Below are 21,965 nucleotides of genomic sequence, written 5' to 3'. Positions count from 1 at the left end.
TGCCGGGGGCGGGTGTGTGGCCGAGAGGGCGCATGCGGCACGGGCCGAAACCGGGCGGCGCCGTTCGGCCGGGTGGGGCGTCAGCCCTGGCGCAGCCGCAGTGAGGCGCCGCGCAGCAGGTCCGCCGCATCGGGCCGGTCCAGCAGCGCGGGGGCGACCTCGTGGCGCAGCTGGGCGATGTCGCCCTGATGCGGCAGGTTGGCGGCCAGGGTCTGCTCCAGCTCGGGCGGAAGGGCGGCACGGGTGCGGTTGTCCACCAGAAGCGTTTCGGCCGCGATCCCCTCGGCGTAGATGATCTGATGGCTGTCGAACAGGATCTGGTAATATTCGACGAAGCCGCCGTCCTGCTGCACGATCGTGTCGCCGTTCAGCAGATGCCGGGCGCGGACCAGCACTTCCTTGTGGCCTGTACCCAGCCGGTCCTCGCGTTGGTAGACGAACAGCCGGTGATCGGGGCTGACCACCAGGTCGCCCAGGTTGTTCAGCGTGCCGGCCTTGATGACGATGGGGGCAAAGTCGCCCACGGCGCGGACGGTGGACTGGCCGATCCAGCGGATCTCCTGGGCGCCGTCGTCGCGGGTCAGGACGCGGTCTCCGGGGTTCAGCGCCTCGATCGGTTTCTGCGCGCCGGAGGCCATGGTGATCCGCGTGCCGCGCATGAAGGAAACGCAGGCGACCTCGGCAAAGCGGCGCTGCGCATTGTGGCTGTCGATGCCGACAAGGGTGTAATCCACCCCGTGCGACAGGGTGGCCAGCGGCAGCCCGTAGACCTGGTTCACGTCGCCCTGCGCATCGGTTTCGACCAGCACCAGAACCTCGGTCGTTCGGCCGTCGGGGGACATGAATGTCAGGCAGCTGTCCAGGTGCAGATCGGCGCCGGGCGCGCCGATGGTGGTGTCCGCACCGACCAGGATACGTTCACCGACGCTTTCCATCGACAGGCGGATCGGTTCGGCGCTTTTGGCGAACCAATAGACGTCATCGGGCACCAGCTCATGCGCAAAGGACAGCTCGTCCCCTTCATTGGCGCCGTGCATCACCAGGAAATCGCGGGCGCGATATACAGGGACGGAGGCGGCTGGTTTTGCGATTGCGCTGATCATGGTGCTGTTGGTCTTGTTGCCGGGACGTGGTTGCTGTCTAAGGATCTACGGATCGACTGTGGCTCTTTACGGGCAAGATACGGTTGATTTTCCGTCATAGTTTCCGCAATCGCGGCAGGAATGCGAAGCTGCCGTGTTGCCATCGGGGAGGTACATCATGGATTTGGGCATCGCAGGCAAGCGCGCATTGGTGACAGCATCGTCCAAGGGGCTGGGGCGCGGCTGCGCCGAGGCGCTGGCCGCAGCCGGGGTGAACCTGGTTTTGAACGCGCGCGGCGCCGAGGCGCTGGAGCGAACGGCCGAGGACATCCGCAGCACCCATGGCGTCGAGGTGACCGCCGTCGCCGCCGACATCGTGGACGAGGCCGGGCGCGCCCGTGTTCTGGAGGCGGCAGGCCAGGTCGATATCCTGGTGACCAACGCCGGCGGACCGCCGCCGGGCTTCTGGCAGGATTGGGAGCGGGAGGATTTCATCAAGGCGCTGGATGCCAACATGCTGGCCCCCATCGCCCTGATCAAGGCGCAGCTGCCCGGCATGATCGAGGCAGGTTGGGGCCGGGTGGTCAACATCACGTCGGCCTCCGTCCGTTCGCCGATCGCGCAGCTGGGCCTGTCGAATTCCGCCCGCGCCGGGCTGACCGGCTATGTCGCGGGAACCGCGCGGCAGGTGGCACGGCACGGCGTGACGATCAACAACCTGCTGCCCGGCAGCCACGACACTGACCGGATCAAGTCGCTGACCCAGGCGACGGCGGAGCGTGACGGCCTGTCCTTTGACGATGCCGCCCGCCAGCGCAACGCCGCCAATCCCACCGGCCGCATCGGCACGGCCGAGGAATTCGGCAACACCTGCGCTTTCATCTGCTCGCAACATGCGGGGTTCTTGGTGGGGCAGAACATCCTGCTGGATGGCGGGGCGTTCAACGCCACGACCTGACATCGGAGCGGGGCAGGGCCATGGCGGCGGGATATTCGCTGAAGGACGCGTTGTTCAATGCGCAATCGGTCGGCTACCTGGCCGGGCTGCTGCGTGAGGTCGATCCCGGATTTGATCCGCAGTTCGAGGCGCGGGTGCTGGCCCGCTTTCCGGTGCTGGAGTTGAAGGCCCGGATCGCCTGGATCGCCGAATGCCTGCTGACGGGCCTGCCCGAAGATTTCGCCGCCGCCGCCGACCTGGTGACGGCGGCTTTGCCACCGCCGTTGGACCCCACGCGACGGGATGACGATTTCGGGCAGTTCATCTTTGCGCCGCTGGGCGAATGGGCCGTGCTGCGCGGGCTGGAGGATCATCCGGACCGTCTGCTGGACCTGCTGGAGGCGCTGACGCAGCGGTTTTCCATGGAATTCGCCATCCGGCCCTGCCTGAATCGTCACCCGGACGCGGTGCTGACGCGGATGTCGCTTTGGGCGGCGCATCCGCATTACCACGTCCGCCGACTGGTCTCCGAGGGCACACGCCCCCGGCTGCCATGGGGGGCGGGGATCACGCTGGCACCGGCGCGCGCGTTGCCGTTGCTGGACCGGCTGCATGCCGATCCGACGCGGTTCGTGACCCGGTCGGTGGCCAACCACCTGAACGACATCGCCCGCAAGGATCCCGACACGGTGCTGGACCGGCTGGACAGGTGGGCGCGGCAGGGGCGGCAGGACGCGGCGGAACTGCGCTGGATGACTGCCCATGCCCTGCGCGGGCTGGTCAAGGCGGGCCATCCCGGCGCGTTGGAATTGCTGGGCTTTCGCGCCGATGCGCCGGTCACGGCGACGCTGCAAGCCACGCCGGACCGTCTGCCCATCGGGGGCAAGGTGACCCTGACCGCCACTCTGACCGCAGCCCCGGGGTCCGCGGGGATGGCGCCGGTCCCGGTTCTGGTGGACGTGATCTTTGCCCGCCGTCGCGCCGACGGAGGCACGGGTGCCAAGGTCTTCAAGCTGAAGCAATCGAAAGTGACGCCGGGCAAGCCCCTGACCCTGACCAAGGTGCTGCACATGCGCGGCGACGCCACCACCTATGCGCTGCATCCCGGTCCCCAGGCGCTGCGCCTGCAAGTCAACGGCCGGGTGCTGGCCGAGACGGCGATCCATCTCGACCCGGCGGGATAGGCGGCCGCGTCGCACCCGCATGGCATTGCGCGCCTCCGGGCGGGCTGTTACATCCCGCCTCCATGTCCGAGGCAAATGATCGGTAATTCCGCCCGTGCTTTCCCGCCCTGCGCAGACTTCCTCAGCCACAGGCTACGTGCCGCCGGTGCCGCGGCTTGAAATCCGTGACCTGACCCGCCAGTTCGACGGGGTGAATGTGGTCGATGGCGTGTCGCTGTCGGTAATGCCGGGGCAGGTGACCTGCCTGCTGGGCCCGTCGGGCTGCGGCAAATCCACCACCCTGCGCATGATCGCCGGGGTGGAGATGCAGGACAGTGGCGAAATCTACGTCGATGGCGGGCTGATCTGCGACACCGTCACCCGCGTACCGCCGGAACGGCGCCACATCGGGCTGATGTTCCAGGATTTCGCGCTGTTCCCGCATCTCAGCGTCTATGAAAACGTGGCCTTCGGCCTGTCCGGCCCGGCGGATCGGACCCGCGCGCGGGTGATGGAAATGCTGGACCGGGTGGACATGACGCGCTTTGCATCGGCCTATCCGCATGCGCTGTCGGGGGGCGAACAGCAGAGGATCGCCCTGGCCCGTGCGCTGGCGCCGCGCCCCCGCGTGATGTTGATGGACGAGCCGTTCTCGGGCCTGGACAACCGCCTGCGCGACGAGATCCGCGACGAGACTCTGGCTGTGCTGAAGGAAGAGGGCGCGGCCGTCCTGCTGGTCACCCACGAGCCTGAGGAGGCCATGCGCATGGCCGACGAAATCGCCCTGATGCGTGGCGGACGGATCGTGCAGCAGGGAGCGCCCTACAATATCTACAACGCCCCCCAGGACAGGGAGGCGGTTGCTTTCTTCAGCGATATCAACGTGATCCGGGGCAGGGTGCAGGGCGCGCTGACCGAAACGCCCTTTGGCCGTTTCCTGGCGCCGGGGGTGCCCGACGGAGCGGAGGTCGATATCGTGATCCGGCCCCAGCACCTGAAGATCGATTTCGACCGGAACGGGCGCGGCCCGCTGCCCACCGCCGTCGACGGCGTGCCGGCACGCGGTGTGGTGGAGCGGGCACGCTTCATGGGCAACGAATCCCTGGTGGAATTCCGCATGGATCACGACGGCTCCATCCTGAAGGCGACGGTGCCCAACGTCTTCCTGCCCCGTCCGGGCAAGCCATTGTGGCTGACCATCCGCCGCGACCGCTGTTTCGTCTTTCCCGCCCGCGACTGAGCGGCCGGACGACCTGCGTCCGGCCCGGCCGGGGCGGGCGAGCGCGCACAAACCGATCACATCTTTCAAAATCCTGCCATGACACCGCATTGCGCCTTTCACTCGGGCCTGCGAAGCATTAGATAGTCATGACATTTTCGCGTTGGCGGCCCCGCCCGCGCGCAAACGGGAGAGAGTAGAGAGATGCTGAACAATATCGGCCTGCCGGGCCTTCTGCTGATCGCCGTCGTCGTCCTGGTCCTGTTCGGCCGGGGCAAGATCTCCTCGCTGATGGGTGAGGTCGGCAAGGGCATCACCGCGTTCAAGCGTGGCGTGAGCGACGGCTCCAAGGAACTCGAAGACGACCAGGCCGATGCCGCGCGCGACGTGACACCGGAAGAGTCCCGCGACAAGGCCTGATCCCCGATGTTCGGGATGGGCTGGACAGAGCTGCTGTTGATCGGGATCGTGGCGCTGGTCGTCGTGGGCCCCAAGGAATTGCCGGGGCTCTTTCGCAATATCGGCCAGTTCGTGGGCAAGGCGCGCGGCATGGCCCGCGAATTCTCCCGCGCGATGGAGGAAGCTGCCGACGAGGCCGGCGTGAAAGAGGCCGGGGAGACCCTGCGCGGTCTTGCCAACCCCAAGCAATACGGGCTGGACAAGGTCAAGGACGCGACCGATTTCGCCCGCTGGGATCCCGATAGCGAGACCGGGAAACTGGCCTCCGAACGGGCGGAAGCGGCGAAGAAGATCCGCGAAGCCACCGCCGAACGCGCCGAAAAGCGCAAGGCGGAGGAAGCCAGCGCCACCGCTGCGGAAAACGACACGGGCGCGCCCTCTGTGACCCAGAGCCCTGCGGTGAAATCCGAAGGCGACACGCCAGAGATGGCAAAGGCCAAACCGGCCAAGCCCAAACCGGCCGCTGGCAGCACGACCAAGGCTGCCAAACCGGCCAAGGCCGACGCGACAGCGACCCCTGACAATACCAGAAAAGATACCACCGGATGAGCGTTGACACCGACGAGATGGAAGCCAGCTCCGCCCCGCTGATCGAGCATCTGGCCGAATTGCGCCATCGCCTGATCCATTCGGTCGTGGCCTTCATCATCGGGATGGTGATCTGCTTTACCGTCTGGAACCCGATCTTCAACTTCCTGACGCAGCCGTTATGCGAGGCGCGCGGCGCCATGGGCGATGATTGCGGCCTGATCCTGATCAAGCTTCAAGAAGGCTTCTTTGTCGCCATCTCGATCTCCTTGATGGGCGGGCTGATCCTCAGCTTTCCCTATATTTCCTACCAGATGTGGCGGTTCGTGGCGCCCGGGCTCTACAAGTCCGAACAGGGGGCGTTCCTGCCCTTCCTGATCGCCTCGCCGTTCATGTTCTTCCTGGGCGCGGCCTTTGCCTTCTACGTGGTGACGCCGCTGGCTTTCGACTTCTTCCTGGGCTTCCAGCAGGAGGGCACACTGACCGCCGAGGGCGAGGTGCAGAACGCGACCGCCGGCATTGCTTTCCAGGGCTCCGCGCAGGAATACCTGGCGCTGACGATCAAGTTCATCGTGGCCTTCGGCTTGTGTTTCCAGCTGCCCGTTCTGCTGACCCTGATGGGCAAGGCGGGCCTTGTCTCGGCCGAGGGGCTGGGCAACGTGCGCAAATACGCCGTGGTGGCAATTCTGGTGCTGGCCGCCGTGGTGACGCCGCCCGACGTGATCACCCAGGTGATCCTGTTCGTCGTGGTCTATGGCCTTTACGAGCTGTCGATCTGGCTGGTTCGCCGGGTGGAGCGCAAGCGCGAGGCGCAGCTGCGTGCCGAAGGCTATTACGATGACGAGGATGTGGCCGATCCTGACCTCGATGACGTGGCAGGGACCGACGCCGACAGCCCCGAGACCAAGGATTGATCCCGCATGACTGACCCGCTTGAGCGGATCGCGGCGGCGCTGGAGCGCATGTCTCCGACGCCGCCCGCAGCCCCCGATTTCGACGTTGCCGATGCCTTTCTCTGGCATACCGCGCCGAACCGTCTGGATGCCGTTGCGCAGGTCGCGCGGGTCGGGCTGGAACTGCTGGTCGGCGTGGATCGGTCGCGCGATACGCTGCTGGCCAACACCCTGCAATTCGCGCAGGGGCTGCCTGCCAACAACGCCCTTTTGTGGGGCGCGCGGGGGATGGGAAAATCCTCTCTGGTCAAGGCGGTGCACGCCGAAGTTCGCGCACGGGGGCTGGATCTGAAGATCGTCGAATTGCAGCGTGAGGATCTGCCCAGCGTCGCCCAGCTGCTGGACATGCTGCGCCCGGCGCCCTACCGGTTCCTGCTGTTTTGCGACGATCTCAGCTTCTCTCATGATGATCAGCATTACAAATCGCTGAAGGCGGTGCTGGATGGCGGCATTGCCGGCCGCCCGGAAAACGTGCTGTTCTATGCCACCTCCAATCGGCGCCACCTGATGCCCCGCGACATGATCGAGAATGAGCGAGGATCGGCGATCAACCCTTCGGAGGCGACGGAGGAGAAGGTCTCCCTGTCGGACCGGTTCGGGCTGTGGCTGGGCTTCCATCCCTGTAGCCAGGACGAATACCTGGCGATGATAGACGGCTATTGCGCCGCCCTGGGGATCGCGCTCCCGGCCGACACCCTGCGGGCGGAGGCCATCGAATGGCAGGCCACGCGCGGCGCGCGGTCGGGCCGGGTGGCCTGGCAATTCGTCACCGACCTTGCCGGGCGGCACGGCGTGGCCATAGCCTGACCTGCGCTAGGGGGGCGGCGCCGCCCCCCACCAGATTCATGATCCTGACACGCGAGGTTAACCTCGTTCCGGCATCTGATGGGAGGCGGGGCCTGTGGGTGACAGCCCTTTCCGGTCTATTGCCAGGACAAGGAGCAAGGCCATGACATCAGGAAAACAGTCGCTCTGTCGTGGGACGATTTCGACGAGCAGCGCGACCCACGCAGCGCGAAGAGCGGCTTTGACGCGGTGGTCGATCGCGCGTTTTATTCGCCGCGCCCAACGGGCCAGAGGTAACGGGCCTGATCTGGACGCCGGCTCGCAGGACGGTCTTTGCCGCGATCCAGCATGCGGGCGGTTCCTGGTCCGATGACGCGGGCAAGCCCCGGTCCTTGGTGATGGCTGTCTGGCGACAGGACGGCGCGGTGTTTGGCTGAGGTCCGCAGGGCGGGGCAACGCGCCCCCCTGCGGGCCGTGAAACGCGAACGGCGGACCGATGGGTCCGCCGTCTTGCGTTCTGGTCCTGGGCCGTGGCCTGTCGTGGACGGGGTTGGGCCGCGTCGGGTCGGGTCAGGTCGTTGGGCCAGGCCTGGCCACTCCGGACTTGGCGGGGAGGTCCGGGCGCCGTCAGTCCAGGAAATCGGCCGGGTCGACGGCGGTCATGCCCTGGCGGACCTCGAAATGCAGGTAGGGCGATCCGTCCGATGTCACCTTGGCCAGCGGGGCCCCGCGCGCGACGCTTTGCCCCTTGGTCACGGAGATGGAATCGAGGTTTGAATAGATCGTCACCAGATTGCCGTCATGGCGCACCACGATCACGTTGTCCGACGTGACGGCGGCCACGGTCCCGGCAGCGGCGCTGCTGACACCGGTGCCGGAGGCGGCGGCGATGTCGATGCCATCGCTCTTGCCGCGTTGGAAGGTGCGGATGATGTTGCCACGCACCGGGTAGGACATCCGTGCCTTGCTCGATGTCGGGGTCTGTTCAGAGGACAGGTCCGGCGCGATCTGCGGTTCGGCCGCGGCCTGCGCGCTGTTGCCCGAGGTACCGTCGCTGGATGCCTGCGGGCGCAGCGGCTGGGGCTGCTCGTCCGGTAGCGGTTTCGCGGCGGATGGCGGCACGGGCGTGGGCGATCCGGTGCCCGGCAGTTCCGTGGTCTGCACTTCGGCGGCTGCGGCCGAGCTGCGCGGCGCGGTGGCCGTGCTGGCCAGAGGGATCAGCAGGAATTGCCCTTCGCGGATGGTGAAGTTGCGGTCCAGCCCGTTCCAATCGGCCAGCGCCCGCACCGAAACGCCGTATAGTCGCGCGATGGTATATGCGGTTTCGCCCCGCGCGACCTTGTGCTGAATGGGTTCGCGGCCGACAAGGCGGTTCGGCTCTCCGGGGTTGGAGGGCGGCACGGTGGCCACGGCGACGCGGTTGTCCTCGGCCCGGTCGATGGCGGTGCCGGCCATGGAGGCGATGTCGACCCCTTCGGGGTTCAGGATCGGACCCATGCCGGCGGCCCCGGTCGCGGGGGACGGTTCGGCGACACGGCCGGGCAGGGCGATGATTTCCCCCGAGCGTAGCGCATCGTCTGGCCGCAGCCCGTTGTAGCGTGCCAGATCGGTCACGTCGGTGCCGATCCGCGCGGCCACGTCGGCCAGGCTGTCGCCCCGCCGCGCCACGGCGACCTGGTAGCTGGGATAGGAGATGATGCCGCGATCGTCGGGGCTGGGGCGCGCGGCGGTGGCGTTGCGCGCGGCATCCGATGTGTTGAACCCGCCAAAGGCACCGCGAATGTCGGTGTCCAGCGTCTGGTCGCCACAGGCGGCCAGCAGCGCCAGCGCCGAGGCGGCGGCGATCAGGCGGGCAGAGCGGTGGCGGTCACGGCCCGCAGGGGCGATGAGGGGCCTGGTCTGGGTCATCATCTGTTCGATCCTCGTATTCCCGCGCGCCGGTTTCGGGGCTGTCCGGCCCGGACGGGCGTCTTTCTCCTGCGGTGGCGCCGGTTGGCGCTGTCCCGTGATCTCAGCTTTCCTTGCCCATGCCTTCGACCAGAGGGACGAAACGCACGGGGCGCAATTCTTCGTAGTCGAATCCCGTCTCGTGACGGCGGACACGGATCAGGCTTTGAACCGTGTCGGATTGCCCGACGGGCAATACCATAATACCGCCTGTTTTCAACTGCGCCAAGAGCGGTCCAGGCGGGTCTTCGGCGGCGGCGGTGACGAGAATCCGCTCAAACGGCGCGTGATCGGGTAACCCGTGCGATCCGTCGGCGGCAAAGGTGGTGATGTTGACCAGGCCGATATCCTCGAACAGGGTCTTGGCCTCGCGGGCCAGACGGGGATGGCGGTCCACGGTGTAGACCCGCCGCGCCAGGTGGGACAGGACGGCGGCCTGATAGCCGGATCCGGTGCCGACCTCCAGCACCTTGTCGCGGGGCTGCACGTTCAACGCCTGGGTCATCAGCCCGACGACGGAGGGTTGGGAAATCGTCTGCCCGCAGGCGATCGGCAGGGGCATGTCCTCGTAGGCACGTTCGCTGAAGATCCCGCGTATGAACCGCCCGCGATCCACCTTTTCCATCGCGCCGAGCACACGGTTGTCCTTCACCCCGCGCGAGCGCAGAGTGAACAGGAACTGCATCTTGCGATCGGCGTCGAACCCTTCGGTCATTCGATGGCTTTCAATGGCTCCAGCATGTCGTGGGCCGTCAGGTCCGCGCGCATAGGTGTGACAGAGATGTAGCCGTCCAGGTTGGCCTGAGCATCCGTGTCGGCGCCGGTGCGGATGTTCTGATCCCCCCCGGTGATGTACAGGAACTTCTTCCCGGACGGCGACAGGTGCGACACGGTGGAAAAGCTGGAATCGCTGCGATAGCCCTGCCGGACGACGCGGCGGCCCTTGACCCCGGTGGCGGGGACCGGGGGGAAGTTGATGTTGTGGAACAGGCGGAACTGGCCGTTGTCCTCGGGCTGGGCCTTCAGCAGATCCCGAACCAGTGCGGCGCCGTGGCGGCGGGCGGCCTCGAACGGATCGTCCAGGTTGAACACGTCCGGGCCCAGGTATTGCGACAGCGCCATCGCCGGCAGACCTTGCAGCGCCGCTTCCATCGCGCCGCCCAGCGTCCCGGAATAGAGCGCGTTCTCGGCCGAGTTGTTGCCGCGGTTCACACCCGACAGCACCAGGTCGACCTTGCGCCCCTTGAGCACGTCATGCAGGCCGGCCATCACGCAATCGGCGGGCGACCCTTCGGCGGCAAAGCGGCGCTCCCCCAGCTGGGTGATCATCATCGGGTGGGTATAGGAGATCTTGTGCGCAACGCCCGATTGTTCGAAAGCCGGCGCGACGGTCCAAACCTCGCCGTCCGGGCCGGCAAGCTCGGTCGCGATTTCGGTCAGGGCCTCCAGCCCCGGTGCGCTGATCCCGTCGTCATTGGTAATGAGAATTCGCATCTGTGCCCTTTCATCCTGCCCGTCCCGTCAATAGGCGAGGGTCGCTTGCGGGGCAAGCGGAGACGCCCCAACGGGACATTTCTTCCCCAGAACGGGGACTTGGCGGCAAATCGGGAACAGTTCGACGGCGCTCAGCCCTGGGCGGACAGCTCCGCCAGCAGGCGCCGCGCTTCGGTCCACGGGTCGGTCAGCGCGGCGCGGTCCTCGCCGGGGTGGAACCGGGCACGGGTGGCGGTGGGCATCGGCCGGGGGGTCAGTATGCGCACCTGCGGGCCGGTCTTCACCGTCTCCGCCGCCCAGGAACGGGCCAGCGCGATCTGCGCCGCCTTGGTCGCACCGTAGGCGCCGTGGAACTTCGCGCCCTGCGTCGCCGGATCGTCCAGAAACAGCGCGGTGCCCCGTGTGCCCAGCAGCGGCGCGACATAGGGGATCAGGTGGCCCATGGCGGTGACGTTGCAGGCCAGGCTCTTGCCCAGGTCCTTGGCATCCATATGCGGCGTGGGCGCCAGTGGGGCGGCGTGGATCGCGGTATGGGCCCACAGGTCGATGGCGCCCCAACGGTCATGGATGGATCTGCACAGCTGCGCCATCGCATCGGGATTGGTCACGTCCATGGGGGCCAGGGTGGCCGATCCGCCCGCCGACTGGATGCGGTCGTCCAGTTCCTCAAGACCGCCGATGGTGCGGGCGACGGCGACCACGTGATGCGTGTCGGCCAGCGCCAGCGCCAACGCGGCGCCAAGGCCACGGGACGCGCCGGTGACAAGGGCGATCTTCTCTGCGGAGGGGGCGTGATCCTGATCCATGGGGCCGGGGTTTCGGCCCTTTTCCCGCCGCCGTCAAGGGGCCTGAATGTCGCGTGTCCGTTCCGGGGACCGGGCGCGCCGGGGCCTCCTTCGGGCGCGAAAATACCGCCGCCGGAGGCATCGCCGCCTGCGGCGGCGATCCATTTGGCGCCCGAGGGGCGCCAACGCTGCGCGGCCGGTATTTGCCGCCCGAAGGGGGCAGGGGCGCGCCCGGGTTGGGGGGGCAGGTGCCGGTGTCGCGTCGCAGGGGCCGGGCGGCGGCGGCGGTCAGCCGGGGATGTTCAGCCGCTGGGCCTGGCCACCACGGGCCAGCACCATGGTGCCGTCGCCAATTGCCACCACCTGGCCGCCGGAGACCTGATCGCCGACCTTGACCTTGAGCGTGCGGCCCCGGTTCACCCGCAACAGCGCGCCGCGCGCCCGGTCGGGGCCAAAGGTGCCCAGCAGCACCGGCTCTCCATCGGCGAGGCCCACGGTGGCGGTGGCCCGTGCGGCGGCATGGCCCTGGGCGGGTGCGGCCCGGGGGGCGGTGTCCAGGTCGGCGGGGCGGGTCTGCGGGCGAAGGGAACGGTCAACCATCGGGGGCTCCAGCTTGGGATCAGCCTGCCTGCTATGCGTTGCGGTGCCTGCGGGAAAGCGGATGTATCCGCAGCCCCGCGCCCTTGGCGGGGCGGCGCTGATCGGCCGTGCTGCGGTGCGGAAACCCGCCGATGGCAGGGCGAGGCGGAGGCAAAGGGAGCGTGGCAAACGAAACGGGGCGGCCCATGGACCGCCCCGATATCCGATTGTGCGTCTGTCCGATCCGGGGCGCCTATTCGGCGGCCTTCAGCTCGAACCCCTTGGCGATCATGTCCGAAGGCGCGACCGGGTATTCGCCCGAGAAACAGGCGTCGCAATATTGCGGGCAGGCGTTGTTCCGGCCTTCTTCGGCGCCGACAGCCCGGTAGAGCCCGTCGAGGGTGATGAACTTCAGGCTGTCGACATTGAGGTGATCGCGCATCTCCTCCTCCGACATGGTGGCGGCGAGCAGCTTTTCCCGTTGTGGGGTATCGACGCCGTAGAAACAGGGCCAGGCCGTGGGCGGGGAGGCGATGCGGAAATGCACCTCCGCCGCGCCGGCATCCAGGATCATCTCCTTGATCTTGCGGGAGGTGGTGCCGCGCACGACGCTGTCGTCGACCAGGATCACGCGTTTGCCCCTGATCAGGGCGCGGTTCACGTTCAGCTTCAGCCGGACACCCATGTTGCGGATCTGCTCTGTCGGTTCGATGAAGGTCCGGCCCATGTATTGGTTGCGGGTGATGCCCATGGCGTAGGGAATGCCCGATTCCTGGCTGAACCCGATCGCCGCCGGGGTGCCGCTGTCAGGCACGGGGCAGACCAGATCGGCCTCCACCGGGGCCTCCCGCGCGAGTTCGACGCCGATCTGGCGGCGACTTTCGTAGACAGAGCGCCCGCCGAGAATCGAATCGGGGCGGGAGAAATAAACATGTTCGAAGATGCAGAACTTCGAGGGCTTCTGCCGGAAGGGACGCAGGCTTTCGACGCCCTTGTCGGTGATCACGACCATCTCGCCCGGCTCGATCTCGCGGACGAATTCGGCGCCGATGATGTCCAGCGCGCAGGTCTCCGAACTCAGGCACCAGCCGTCTGCGACACGGCCCAGCACCAGCGGACGCACGCCCAGCGGGTCGCGCACGCCGATCAGCTTGGACCGGGTCATCGCGACGACGGAGAAGGCGCCTTCGACCCGGCGCAGGGCTTCCTCCATGCGTTCGGGGATCGAACGCTGCATGGACCGCGCCATCAGGTGGATGATGCATTCCGAATCGGAGGAGCTTTGAAAGATCGATCCGCGTTCGATCAGGTCGCGGCGCAGGGCCTCGGCATTGGTGATGTTGCCGTTATGGGCAATGGCCGCGCCGCCATGGGAAAATTCGCCGAAGAACGGCTGAACGTCCCGGATGGCGGTCTGGCCCTTGGATCCGGCGGTGGAATATCGGACGTGGCCGATGGCCAGCGGCCCGGGGAGGGTCTGCATCACGTCCTGCGACGTGAAATTGTCGCGGACATAGCCGAAGCGGCGGGCGGAATTGAACCCGTGCTCCTTGTCGTGACAGACAATTCCCCCCGCTTCCTGTCCGCGATGCTGAAGCGCGTGCAGGCCGAGGGCGACGAAATTGGAGGCATCTGTTACGCCGATGACGCCGAAAACACCGCATTCTTCATGCAATTTGTCGTCGTCGAAGGGGTGGGCGTAGAAATGCGGTTCGGTGGCGAGGGTGGGGGACAAGAGGGAGGGCTCCGAATCCATGGCTCGATACGGGTCACATAAGGGGTCCGGGGCCGAGTGTCACGGAACGATAACAATTGGCTGAGGACAAACGGCAAATCGTGATCGCCGTCGCGGTCGGGTTGGGCGGTTTGCCGGTGGCACGCGGAGACATGCGCGGCGCGACAGGGGGCGCTGCCCCCTGGCCCGGCAGGCCGGGCCATTCCCCCGCGGTATTTCGGCCCGAAGGGGGTGCGGTCGCCCAGAGAGGGAATGCGCGGCCAAGCGGGCAAGAACGGCAAAACGCCCGGCTGCGGGGCAGACGGGCGTTGGAAAACGGGTCGGGCGATGGCGGGTCAGCTGCCGGAGGGTGCCTCGCAGACGCCGACGAGGTCTTCGTATTGGGCGGTGATCCAGCCAAGTGCGCGTTCCGGGTCGTTGCTTTCGATCTTGGCCGTCATGGAGGCGAAGACGCGTGCGGAGCGGCTGTCCTCGACCATCGGGATCTGCTGGGTGGTGACGACGGTCTTGTAGACGAAGAAGGCGATCACCACGAGCAGCACGCCCCGCGCCACGCCGAAGAGAAAGCCCAGGGCCTGGTCGACGCCGCCGACGGCGGAGCGTTGCACGACCGAGGAGAACAGCGGGGTGAACAGCGAGGTCACCAGCAGCGCCAGCGCAAAGACCACGGCGAAGGACGTGATGATCGACAATTCGCAGCTGTCGGCGATGAAATCGCCGATCACGGGGATTTCCTTGACCAGCGGTTGCAGCTGGGGCGCGAAGACAAAACCCAGCACCGCCGCGACCACCCAGCCGAGGATGGCCAGCGTTTCGCGGACCAGGCCGCGGGAATAGGCCAGCAAGGCCGAGATCACGATGACCGCCGCAACGACGCCGTCGATAAGGGTGAAACCTTCCATGGGGCCCGCTTCCTGTTCTGATGCGCTCAGCCGGCGCCGAATGTCTCACCAACGAAGCCGGTCAGATCGCCCATCTGGGTCAACTTCAAATCGGCCACGCGCCCCGGCTTTCCGCCTTCCGGAGCGATTGCGCAGGAGAAACCAAGTTTTCGGGCTTCTTTCAACCTGTTTTCCGTCTGACTGACGGGACGAAGTGCTCCGGACAGGGAAATCTCGCCGAAAACAACTGTTTCCGGGGGCAGGGCGGCATCTTCGCGCGCGGAAAGAAGTGCGGCGGCCACGGCAAGATCCGCCGCCGGTTCTGAAATCTTCATGCCGCCGGCGACGTTCAGGTAGACATCCAGCCCGGCGAAGGGGATGCCGCAGCGGGATTCGAGCACCGCCAGGATCATCGCCAGCCGCCCACCGTCCCAACCCACGACCGAGCGCCGCGCCTGGCTGTGCGGGGTGGGCGACACCAGGGCCTGGACCTCCACCAGCACCGGGCGCGTGCCCTCGATCCCGGCGAAAACCACCGATCCCGGTGACGGCTTGCCCCGTTCGCCCAGGAACAGGGCCGAAGGGTTGCCGACCTCGCTCAGCCCCGCGCCGGTCATCTCGAACACGCCGATCTCGTCCGCGGGGCCGAACCGGTTCTTGACCGCGCGCAGGATGCGGAACTGGTGGCCGCGCTCGCCCTCGAAATAGAGGACGGTATCGACCATGTGTTCCACCACGCGGGGGCCTGCGATCTGGCCCTCCTTGGTCACATGGCCCACCAGGATCACCGCGCAGCCCGACCGTTTGGCAAAGGCCGTCAGCTCATGCGCCGCCGCGCGCACCTGCGAGACGGAGCCAGGGGCGCTGTCCACCCGGTCCGACCACATGGTCTGGATCGAATCGATGATCACCAGATCGGGCCGGTCGGCGTCCAACGTCGTCAGGATGTCGCGCAGAGAGGTTTCCGAGGCCAGTTGCACCGCGCTGTCCTGCAATCCCAGCCGGGTGGCGCGCATGCGGATCTGCGCCGCCGCCTCTTCGCCGGAGATATAGTAGGTCTTCAGCCCCGACCGGGCAAAGCTGGCGGCGGCCTGCAACAGCAGGGTGGATTTGCCGATGCCCGGATCGCCGCCAACCAGAATGGCGGAGGCCTCTACCAGCCCGCCGCCCAACACCCGGTCGAATTCCGCGATGCCGCTGGAATTGCGTGGCGGCGGGGCTTCCTGCCGGTCCAGCGTCGTCAGCGCCAGACGCCGGCCCTTGGCCGCGCCCAACCCGGTGGGGGTGGGAGAGAGGGGGGCCTCCTCGTGGATGGAGTTCCATTCGCCACAGGCCTCGCAGCGGCCGGACCATTTGGAGAAGCTGGCGCCGCAGGACGCGCAGACAAAGGTGGAGTTTTTCGCCATGACGCGGTTGTGCCCAATGCGCGCGGGCGGGTCAAAGCGTTTTGCCCGGAATGCCCATGGCCTCTGCGATCGGGGCGGCGCCATCCACCCCGGCGCGCGGTCAGGCCCGGCGCGCGGTCAGGCCAAACGACGCTTGGTCAGCAGTGACAGGGCCAGCGCCGCCAGCACGCAAAAGGTAAAGAGGTAGAGCCCCCAGGCGGTTTCCACCCGGCCCACGCCCAGCCCCTTGGCCAGGGTGACATAGACCGCGACCAGGAAGACATCGGCCATCGCCAGCCGCCCCAGCCCGGACAGCAGCCCCAGGTGGCGCGCCGGCAACCGGCCCAGATGCACCGCCGCCAGGGCCGCCGTCTTGGCCATCGGCGCGACCAATGCCAGCAGGGCGACCAGCGCCGCCAGGAACGGATCGTCGTCCCAGAGCGCGGCGATGCCAGACAGGACGGAGATCTCCGACAATCCGAACAGGGGCAGCAGCCCGGCGCGCATCAAGGGTGCTGCCCAGGACAGCGGAAACAGCAGCAAAAGCGCCAGGTTGGCCCAGATCAGCCAGCGCGGCACCGCGCCTGCCCCGGCGGCGGGGCGGGGGTCAGCGGACAGCGGCAATCGGCCCCTCGGCCCGGCCGTGGATGAATTGTTCCACATGGGCATCGCCCGAGGTATCCATCCGCGCCACCGGGCCGGTCCAGCGGATCTGCCCGTCATGCAGCATGGCAACGTGATCGGCGATGGCCCGGACCGAGGTCATGTCATGGGTGATGGTCAGGGCGGTGGCACCCATTTCGGTGACGATCTCGCGGATCAGCGCGTTGATGACGCCGGACATGATCGGGTCCAGCCCGGTGGTCGGCTCGTCAAAGAAGATGACTTCGGGATCGGCGCAGATGGCCCGCGCCAGGCCAACACGTTTCTGCATCCCGCCGGACAATTCCGCCGGCAGGCGATCGGCGACATCGGGTTTCAGACCGACGCGGCGCAGCTTTTCTATGGCGATCTCCCGCGCCTCGGGTTTGGGCCGTTTCAGGCGGCCCCGCAGCAGGCGAAAGGCGACATTCTGCCAGACCGGCAGGCTGTCGAACAGCGCGGCGCCCTGAAACAGCATCCCGAACCGCGCCAGGAATGCGTCGCGATCGCCCGCAAGCGCCGGTTTGCCGTCCACCAGGATCTGCCCCCGGTCCGGCGTCACCAGCCCCAACACGCATTTCAGCGCCACGGATTTCCCGGTGCCCGATCCGCCGATGATCACCATGGACGATCCGCGCGCAACCTCCAGGTTCACGCCGCGCAGCACCTGGTTGGCGCCAAAGGCCTTATGCACATCGTCAAAACGGATCATACCGAGAAGAACACCCCTGTCAGGATGAAGTTCGCCGCCAGAATCAGGATCGACGCGGCCTCGACCGAGGTCTTTGTCGCCCGGCCCACGCCCTGCGCGCCGCGACCCGAATTCATCCCGTGATGGCAGCCCATCAATGCCGCGATCACGCCGAACACCGCGCCCTTGGCGAGGGAGGAGATGATATCCAGCGGCTCCAGAAAATCGGCGGTGTTGCGGATATAGGTGGCCGGGTTGAAATCCAGCACCTGTGTCGAGACGACGTAACCGCCCAGGATGCCGATCACGTCCCCCACGCCGACCAGCAGCGGCACGGTCAGCAGGGCCGCCAGCACACGCGGCACAGTCAGGTATTTCATCGGATGGGTGGACAGGGTGACCAGCGCGTCGATCTGTTCCGTCACCTTCATCGTGGCGATTTCCGCCGCGATCGAAGAGGTGACGCGCGCCGCGATCATCAGCCCGGCCAGCACCGGCCCCAGCTCTCGGACGATGCCGATGGCGACGATCTGCGGCACGACGGCCTCGGCGTCGAAGCGCGCGCCGCCTGCGTAGATCTGCAGGGCCAGCGCCCCGCCGGTAAAGATCGCGGTCAGCCCGACGACGGGCAGCGACAGCCAGCCGATCTGGAAGATCTGCACCAGCAATTCACGGCCGTAGAACGGCGGGCGCAGCGCGTGGCCGGCGACCGATCCGCCATAGAGGCCCAGCCGCCCGATCCCGGCCAGCGCGTCCAGCACCATGCGCCCTAGCGCACCCAGAGCCCGCAGCGGCAGGGCCATCATCCGATCTGCCTGCGGGTAAAACGGTTGCCCAGGCTGGTCAGGATCTCGTAGCCGATGGTGCCCGCATTGTCGGCCAGCTGGTCGACGCCCTGCTGATGGCCCAGCAGGGTCAGGGTGTCGGGGATGTCCTCCAGGTGGGTGACGTCGACACCGATCAGATCCATGGAGATCCGGCCGCGCACGGGGCAAGGGATCTCGCCGGCGAAAAAGGCGGTTTTGGGGCCCATGATCCGGTGAATTCCATCGGCATAACCGCCCGACAGCGTGGCGATCGTGGCGGGATGCGGCGCGGTCCAGCTGTTGCCGTAGCCGACCGTCTCACCGGCGGCGATCTCGCGGGTCTGGATGACCGGCAAGTCCAGGTAGGCGACCGGCTGCGCCTCCTCGAACGGGAGGGCGCCGTAAAGGCCGATGCCCGGGCGCGTCACCTCAAAATGGAATTCCGGCCCCAGCAGGATGCCGCCCGTCGCCGACAGGGACCGGGGCACGTCCAACCCGTCGGTCATCTCCCGGAAGGTCTGCAACTGGTGGCGGTTCATCGGGTGGTCGGGATCGTCGGCACAGGCCAGATGCGACATCAGCAGCGTCGGGCCGAGGTCCAGCGCGATGTCGCGCAGCGCGGCCCATTCGCCCGGCTCCATCCCCAGCCGGTTCATGCCGGTGTCCAGCTGTACGCCAAAGGGGTGGCCGGGCAGAGTTTCGGCATGGACCAGCATCTGATCGATGGAATTGATCATGGGCACCAGATTCAACTGGCGCAGGATCTCGGTGTCGCCGGGCATGTGGCCGGAGAAGACGTTGATTTCCACGCCGTCGCCCAGGGCACGGCGCAGCATCTGGCCCTCTTCGGCGACAGCGACGAAGAACCGGCGCACGCCCTGGGCGGCCAGCTTGCGCGCCACGGGGCCGATGCCCAGCCCGTAGCCATTGGCCTTGACCACCGCGGCGGTTTCCACCGTCGGGGCCGAAACGGCATCAAGCGCGCGCCAATTGGCGGCCAGCGCATCTAGGTCGATGGTCAGACGTCCGGTGCTCATGATCCGCTTTTGTCGCGCGTCGCGCGGGGACGCAAGGGTGATTGTTTCTCCACCCCGTTCGCGGCGGTTCCGCCCTGGGTCACCCGGCCTGAAATCCGCGCTCAATACCCGCGCTGGTCCTGCTGATAGGCCTTGGCCAAGTTGCCAAAGCGCGTGAACTGCCCGTCAAAGCTGAGATCGACAGAGCCGATGGGACCGTGCCGCTGCTTGCCGATGATCACCTCGGCCTTGCCATGCAGGCGGTCCATCCGCTCCTGCCAGGCGGCAATCTCGTCCAGCCGGTCGTCGGAGGGTTTCTCCCGTTCCACGTAATATTCCTCGCGGAAGACGAACATCACCACGTCCGCGTCCTGTTCGATGGAACCCGATTCTCGCAGATCCGACAGCTGCGGTCGCTTGTCCTCCCGCGATTCGACCTGCCGCGACAGCTGCGACAGGGCGATCACCGGCACGTCCAGTTCCTTGGCGATGGCCTTCAGACCCTGAGTGATTTCCGAGACCTCGTTCACCCGGCTGTCCCTGGCCGTGGCGGGACGGACCAGTTGCAGGTAGTCGATGATCAAAAGGTCCAGCCCATGCGTCCGCTTCAACCGCCTGGCGCGCGCCGCCAGCTGGGAGATCGGCAGCGCCGGCGTGTCGTCGATATAGAGCGGGCAGCTTTCCAGCGCCTTGGCCGCCTCGACAAAGCGGCGGAACTCCGCTTCTGTCATGTCGCCCTTGCGGATCTGCTCCGAGGGGACTTCGGCGGCCTCCGACAGGACCCGCGCGGCCAGTTGTTCGGCGCTCATCTCCAGGGAGTAGAAGCCGACGACGCCCCCATTCACCGCCCCGTCCGTTCCATCGTGCAATTTGCCCCGGCGATAGGATTTCGCCACGTTGAAGGCGATGTTGGTCGCCAGCGAGGTCTTGCCCATCGACGGACGCCCGGCCAGGATCAGAAGGTCCGACCGGTGCAGCCCGCCCAGTTTCTTGTCCATGTCGTCCAGCCCGGTGGACAGTCCGGCCAGCCCGCCGTCGCGCTGATAGGCGGCATCGGCCACCTTCACCGCGTCGGTCACGGCCTTGAGGAAGGATTGAAAACCGCTTTCGGCCTTGCCCTGTTCGGACAGGGCATAGAGCTTCTGCTCCGCCTCGACGATCTGCGATTTCGGATCGCTTTCCACGTCGACCTTGGCGGCGCGGTCGGAGATATCGCGGCCCAGGCCGATCAGCTCTCGCCGAATGGCCAGGTCGTAGATCATCTGCGCGTATTCACGCACGGCAAAGGACGACACGGCGACACCCGCCAGCCGCGCCAGGTAGGCCGGACCGCCCAGGGCCTTCAGCCCCTCGTCATCTTCAAGAAAGGTCTTCAGCGTGACGGGGGAGGCCAGGTTGTTGCGCGCGATACGGGCGGCGGCGACCTCGTAGATGCGCTGGTGCACCGGGTCGTGAAAATGCTGCGGCTTGATGATGGAGGCGATGCGGTCGTAGACGTCGTTATTCGTCAGGATCGCGCCCAGCAATTGCTGTTCGGCCTCGATGGAATGGGGCAGCGTCTCGGGCTGCTGGATCTCCGTTCCGGTCGGGTTGAAAACCTGGTTCATGCCTGTCTCCGTCGCGCCACATGGGGCGCAGATGTCTGCGTGCCGCAGGCCGCGCGCCTGCCTGGTGCGCCAGATGGCGCGCGTCGCGGTTGTATCAGGGGTTTGCCGGACAGCGCGCCGGACGGCGGCAGGGCCGCAGTTCGGATCACCATCACCCGCGGCGCCGGTGTTTGTCCCGGCGACCGCTCCCTGCATCTGTCATAGGTCAGCGCGGCGGTCCAAGGCAAACTGTATAACCCTGTGGATAAGATGTTGATACAGTCGATCGGGTAAATGTTGGGCGATTGTGGCGGGGGCTGTCAATATCTGGGGGGCGCCCTGCGGTGCCTTGGCGTGGCTGCGGCATCATTCCGCCACAGGTGCCCGCCGCCCGCCGCGACCGGCGCCCGCAGCGGCCGGCGCCCGGCCCGCAGCGCCCCGCCCCGATGTGCGCGCGCAGTGGCCGGCAACCGGGACGTGCGGGCGGAACCTGCGGGCGGAACCTGCGGGCGAAAGGGGCAGGGAGGATGGGCGGGCGGAAAAAGTCGGGCGAACGGTCAGGTCGACCGGCAGGGGGGCGGATCAGCCCTGCTGCCGCGCCTCCTGCCAGGCGCGGGGCGCTTTGAGGAAGGTCTCGACCTCCTCCAGCGTCTCGGCGGCAAAGCTGTCGCGGCGCCGCGCCTCGGCCAGCACGTCCCACCAGGTGCACAGGTGATGCAGTTCGATCCCGTGTTCGGCCAGGTTTTTCCGCGTGTCAGGGAAGATGTCATAGAAGAAGATCACCGCCGTATGACCGCATTGGCCACCGGCCTCCCGGATCGCATCGACAAAGGACAGCTTGGACCCGCCGTCGGTGGTCAGATCCTCCACCAGCAGCACGTTCTCCCCCTCGTTCACCACGCCTTCGATCCGTGCGTTACGACCGTAGCCCTTGGGCTTCTTGCGGACATAGGCCATGGGCAGAGCCATCCGTTCGGCGACCAGCGCGGCAAAGGGGATGCCGGCGGTTTCGCCGCCCGCGATCACGTCGAATGCCTCCAGCCCCGCGTTGCGCATTACCGTGACGGCCATGAAATCCATCAGGGCAGAGCGGATGCGCGGATAGGAGATCAGCTTGCGGCAGTCGATATAGGTGGGCGAGGGCAGGCCGGAGGCCAGGGTAAACGGTTCCTCCGCATTGAAATGGACGGCGCCGATATCCAGCAGCATGGCGGCCGACAGGCGCGCGATTTCGTCTTGCGGAGGGAAGGATGCGGGGATCATGGGCGGACCTTTCGGGCAGGGTCGGGGC

22 protein-coding genes are annotated in these 21,965 nt (G+C 67.0%); 7 read left to right on the top strand and 15 right to left on the bottom strand.

What is annotated here, in order from left to right; genetic code table 11:
• Window positions 1-80: 80 nt before the first annotated feature.
• On the bottom strand, window positions 81-1,103 hold the full coding sequence (locus G5A46_RS16015; protein ID WP_163850993.1) for a Hint domain-containing protein: 1,023 nt from the start codon (window positions 1,101-1,103) through the stop codon (window positions 81-83).
• A 157-nt stretch (window positions 1,104-1,260) separates the two neighbouring features.
• Between G5A46_RS16015 and G5A46_RS16010 the strand changes: the two genes are divergently transcribed.
• The 7 genes from G5A46_RS16010 to G5A46_RS15980 all read left to right on the top strand — a co-directional run bounded on the left by G5A46_RS16010 (window position 1,261) and on the right by G5A46_RS15980 (window position 7,148).
• Window positions 1,261-2,040, top strand: coding sequence for an SDR family oxidoreductase (locus G5A46_RS16010; protein WP_163850991.1), 780 nt, complete (start codon window positions 1,261-1,263; stop codon window positions 2,038-2,040).
• Window positions 2,041-2,060: 20 nt separating this feature from the next.
• Window positions 2,061-3,203, top strand: coding sequence for a hypothetical protein (locus G5A46_RS16005; RefSeq protein WP_163850989.1), 1,143 nt, complete (start codon window positions 2,061-2,063; stop codon window positions 3,201-3,203).
• A gap of 136 nt (window positions 3,204-3,339) precedes the next feature.
• On the top strand, window positions 3,340-4,422 hold the full coding sequence (locus G5A46_RS16000; protein WP_163851223.1) for an ABC transporter ATP-binding protein: 1,083 nt from the start codon (window positions 3,340-3,342) through the stop codon (window positions 4,420-4,422).
• Window positions 4,423-4,605: 183 nt separating this feature from the next.
• Complete coding sequence (locus tag G5A46_RS15995; protein WP_163850987.1) at window positions 4,606-4,821, top strand: twin-arginine translocase TatA/TatE family subunit; 216 nt, start codon at window positions 4,606-4,608, stop codon at window positions 4,819-4,821.
• A gap of 15 nt (window positions 4,822-4,836) precedes the next feature.
• The gene (tatB, locus tag G5A46_RS15990) at window positions 4,837-5,409 is read left to right on the top strand and encodes a Sec-independent protein translocase protein TatB (protein WP_338050038.1); all 573 of its coding nucleotides are present in this window, start codon (window positions 4,837-4,839) and stop codon (window positions 5,407-5,409) included.
• A complete protein-coding gene (gene tatC, locus G5A46_RS15985) occupies window positions 5,406-6,302 on the top strand; it encodes a twin-arginine translocase subunit TatC (RefSeq protein WP_163850983.1) in 897 nt (298 codons plus the stop codon). The genes tatB and tatC overlap by 4 nt, the downstream gene beginning before the upstream one ends.
• 6 nt (window positions 6,303-6,308) lie before the next feature.
• Complete coding sequence (locus G5A46_RS15980; protein ID WP_163850981.1) at window positions 6,309-7,148, top strand: ATP-binding protein; 840 nt, start codon at window positions 6,309-6,311, stop codon at window positions 7,146-7,148.
• Window positions 7,149-7,754: 606 nt separating this feature from the next.
• Here the strand turns inward: G5A46_RS15980 and G5A46_RS15975 are convergent.
• The 14 genes from G5A46_RS15975 to G5A46_RS15910 form a co-directional block, all read right to left on the bottom strand.
• Window positions 7,755-9,035 (bottom strand): peptidoglycan DD-metalloendopeptidase family protein, encoded by a 1,281-nt coding sequence (locus G5A46_RS15975; RefSeq protein WP_338050037.1) that lies wholly within the window; start codon window positions 9,033-9,035, stop codon window positions 7,755-7,757.
• Between the two features lie 103 nt (window positions 9,036-9,138).
• Complete coding sequence (locus G5A46_RS15970) at window positions 9,139-9,789, bottom strand: protein-L-isoaspartate(D-aspartate) O-methyltransferase (RefSeq protein WP_163850978.1); 651 nt, start codon at window positions 9,787-9,789, stop codon at window positions 9,139-9,141.
• Window positions 9,786-10,568, bottom strand: coding sequence for a 5'/3'-nucleotidase SurE (gene surE / locus G5A46_RS15965; RefSeq protein ID WP_163850977.1), 783 nt, complete (start codon window positions 10,566-10,568; stop codon window positions 9,786-9,788). Before surE ends, G5A46_RS15970 begins: the two co-directional genes overlap by 4 nt.
• Before the next feature lie 131 nt (window positions 10,569-10,699).
• Window positions 10,700-11,374 carry an SDR family NAD(P)-dependent oxidoreductase gene (locus G5A46_RS15960; protein WP_163850975.1) on the bottom strand — a complete coding sequence of 225 codons (675 nt, stop codon included), beginning with the start codon at window positions 11,372-11,374 and terminating at the stop codon, window positions 10,700-10,702.
• Between the two features lie 267 nt (window positions 11,375-11,641).
• The gene (locus tag G5A46_RS15955) at window positions 11,642-11,953 is read right to left on the bottom strand and encodes an amidophosphoribosyltransferase (protein ID WP_163850974.1); all 312 of its coding nucleotides are present in this window, start codon (window positions 11,951-11,953) and stop codon (window positions 11,642-11,644) included.
• Between the two features lie 232 nt (window positions 11,954-12,185).
• Window positions 12,186-13,667 carry an amidophosphoribosyltransferase gene (gene purF / locus G5A46_RS15950; protein ID WP_420821365.1) on the bottom strand — a complete coding sequence of 494 codons (1,482 nt, stop codon included), beginning with the start codon at window positions 13,665-13,667 and terminating at the stop codon, window positions 12,186-12,188.
• A 335-nt stretch (window positions 13,668-14,002) separates the two neighbouring features.
• Window positions 14,003-14,569 carry a CvpA family protein gene (locus G5A46_RS15945; RefSeq protein WP_163850970.1) on the bottom strand — a complete coding sequence of 189 codons (567 nt, stop codon included), beginning with the start codon at window positions 14,567-14,569 and terminating at the stop codon, window positions 14,003-14,005.
• A 26-nt stretch (window positions 14,570-14,595) separates the two neighbouring features.
• Window positions 14,596-15,954, bottom strand: a complete 1,359-nt coding sequence (gene radA / locus G5A46_RS15940; RefSeq protein WP_163850968.1) for a DNA repair protein RadA — start codon at window positions 15,952-15,954, stop codon at window positions 14,596-14,598.
• Window positions 15,955-16,071: 117 nt separating this feature from the next.
• On the bottom strand, window positions 16,072-16,512 hold the full coding sequence (locus tag G5A46_RS15935; RefSeq protein ID WP_239521044.1) for a paraquat-inducible protein A: 441 nt from the start codon (window positions 16,510-16,512) through the stop codon (window positions 16,072-16,074).
• A gap of 28 nt (window positions 16,513-16,540) precedes the next feature.
• Window positions 16,541-17,287 carry an ABC transporter ATP-binding protein gene (locus tag G5A46_RS15930; RefSeq protein WP_163850964.1) on the bottom strand — a complete coding sequence of 249 codons (747 nt, stop codon included), beginning with the start codon at window positions 17,285-17,287 and terminating at the stop codon, window positions 16,541-16,543.
• On the bottom strand, window positions 17,284-18,069 hold the full coding sequence (locus tag G5A46_RS15925; RefSeq protein ID WP_163850962.1) for an MlaE family ABC transporter permease: 786 nt from the start codon (window positions 18,067-18,069) through the stop codon (window positions 17,284-17,286). The genes G5A46_RS15930 and G5A46_RS15925 overlap by 4 nt, the downstream gene beginning before the upstream one ends.
• The gene (gene alr / locus G5A46_RS15920) at window positions 18,069-19,109 is read right to left on the bottom strand and encodes an alanine racemase (RefSeq protein ID WP_163850960.1); all 1,041 of its coding nucleotides are present in this window, start codon (window positions 19,107-19,109) and stop codon (window positions 18,069-18,071) included. The genes G5A46_RS15925 and alr overlap by 1 nt, the downstream gene beginning before the upstream one ends.
• A gap of 101 nt (window positions 19,110-19,210) precedes the next feature.
• Window positions 19,211-20,695 carry a replicative DNA helicase gene (locus tag G5A46_RS15915; RefSeq protein WP_163850958.1) on the bottom strand — a complete coding sequence of 495 codons (1,485 nt, stop codon included), beginning with the start codon at window positions 20,693-20,695 and terminating at the stop codon, window positions 19,211-19,213.
• Window positions 20,696-21,256: 561 nt separating this feature from the next.
• Window positions 21,257-21,937, bottom strand: a complete 681-nt coding sequence (locus tag G5A46_RS15910) for an orotate phosphoribosyltransferase (protein ID WP_163850956.1) — start codon at window positions 21,935-21,937, stop codon at window positions 21,257-21,259.
• Window positions 21,938-21,965 lie beyond the last annotated feature (28 nt).

The organism is Pseudooceanicola aestuarii, assembly GCF_010614805.1.
In the GTDB taxonomy this organism is placed as follows: Bacteria; Pseudomonadota; Alphaproteobacteria; order Rhodobacterales; family Rhodobacteraceae; genus Pseudooceanicola; species Pseudooceanicola aestuarii.
This window is presented reverse-complemented; position numbering and strand designations above follow the sequence as displayed.

Coding starts and splice junctions, on each gene's coding strand:
- G5A46_RS16015 (WP_163850993.1), bottom strand. CDS start 1,103: ATGATCAGCGCAATCGCAAAACCAGCCGCCTCCGTCCCTGTATATCGC.
- G5A46_RS16010 (WP_163850991.1), top strand. CDS start 1,261: ATGGATTTGGGCATCGCAGGCAAGCGCGCATTGGTGACAGCATCGTCC.
- G5A46_RS16005 (WP_163850989.1), top strand. CDS start 2,061: ATGGCGGCGGGATATTCGCTGAAGGACGCGTTGTTCAATGCGCAATCG.
- G5A46_RS15995 (WP_163850987.1), top strand. CDS start 4,606: ATGCTGAACAATATCGGCCTGCCGGGCCTTCTGCTGATCGCCGTCGTC.
- tatB (WP_338050038.1), top strand. CDS start 4,837: ATGGGCTGGACAGAGCTGCTGTTGATCGGGATCGTGGCGCTGGTCGTC.
- tatC (WP_163850983.1), top strand. CDS start 5,406: ATGAGCGTTGACACCGACGAGATGGAAGCCAGCTCCGCCCCGCTGATC.
- G5A46_RS15980 (WP_163850981.1), top strand. CDS start 6,309: ATGACTGACCCGCTTGAGCGGATCGCGGCGGCGCTGGAGCGCATGTCT.
- G5A46_RS15975 (WP_338050037.1), bottom strand. CDS start 9,035: ATGACCCAGACCAGGCCCCTCATCGCCCCTGCGGGCCGTGACCGCCAC.
- G5A46_RS15970 (WP_163850978.1), bottom strand. CDS start 9,789: ATGACCGAAGGGTTCGACGCCGATCGCAAGATGCAGTTCCTGTTCACT.
- surE (WP_163850977.1), bottom strand. CDS start 10,568: ATGCGAATTCTCATTACCAATGACGACGGGATCAGCGCACCGGGGCTG.
- G5A46_RS15960 (WP_163850975.1), bottom strand. CDS start 11,374: ATGGATCAGGATCACGCCCCCTCCGCAGAGAAGATCGCCCTTGTCACC.
- G5A46_RS15955 (WP_163850974.1), bottom strand. CDS start 11,953: ATGGTTGACCGTTCCCTTCGCCCGCAGACCCGCCCCGCCGACCTGGAC.
- G5A46_RS15945 (WP_163850970.1), bottom strand. CDS start 14,569: ATGGAAGGTTTCACCCTTATCGACGGCGTCGTTGCGGCGGTCATCGTG.
- radA (WP_163850968.1), bottom strand. CDS start 15,954: ATGGCGAAAAACTCCACCTTTGTCTGCGCGTCCTGCGGCGCCAGCTTC.
- G5A46_RS15930 (WP_163850964.1), bottom strand. CDS start 17,287: ATGATCCGTTTTGACGATGTGCATAAGGCCTTTGGCGCCAACCAGGTG.
- G5A46_RS15925 (WP_163850962.1), bottom strand. CDS start 18,069: ATGGCCCTGCCGCTGCGGGCTCTGGGTGCGCTAGGGCGCATGGTGCTG.
- alr (WP_163850960.1), bottom strand. CDS start 19,109: ATGAGCACCGGACGTCTGACCATCGACCTAGATGCGCTGGCCGCCAAT.
- G5A46_RS15915 (WP_163850958.1), bottom strand. CDS start 20,695: ATGAACCAGGTTTTCAACCCGACCGGAACGGAGATCCAGCAGCCCGAG.
- G5A46_RS15910 (WP_163850956.1), bottom strand. CDS start 21,937: ATGATCCCCGCATCCTTCCCTCCGCAAGACGAAATCGCGCGCCTGTCG.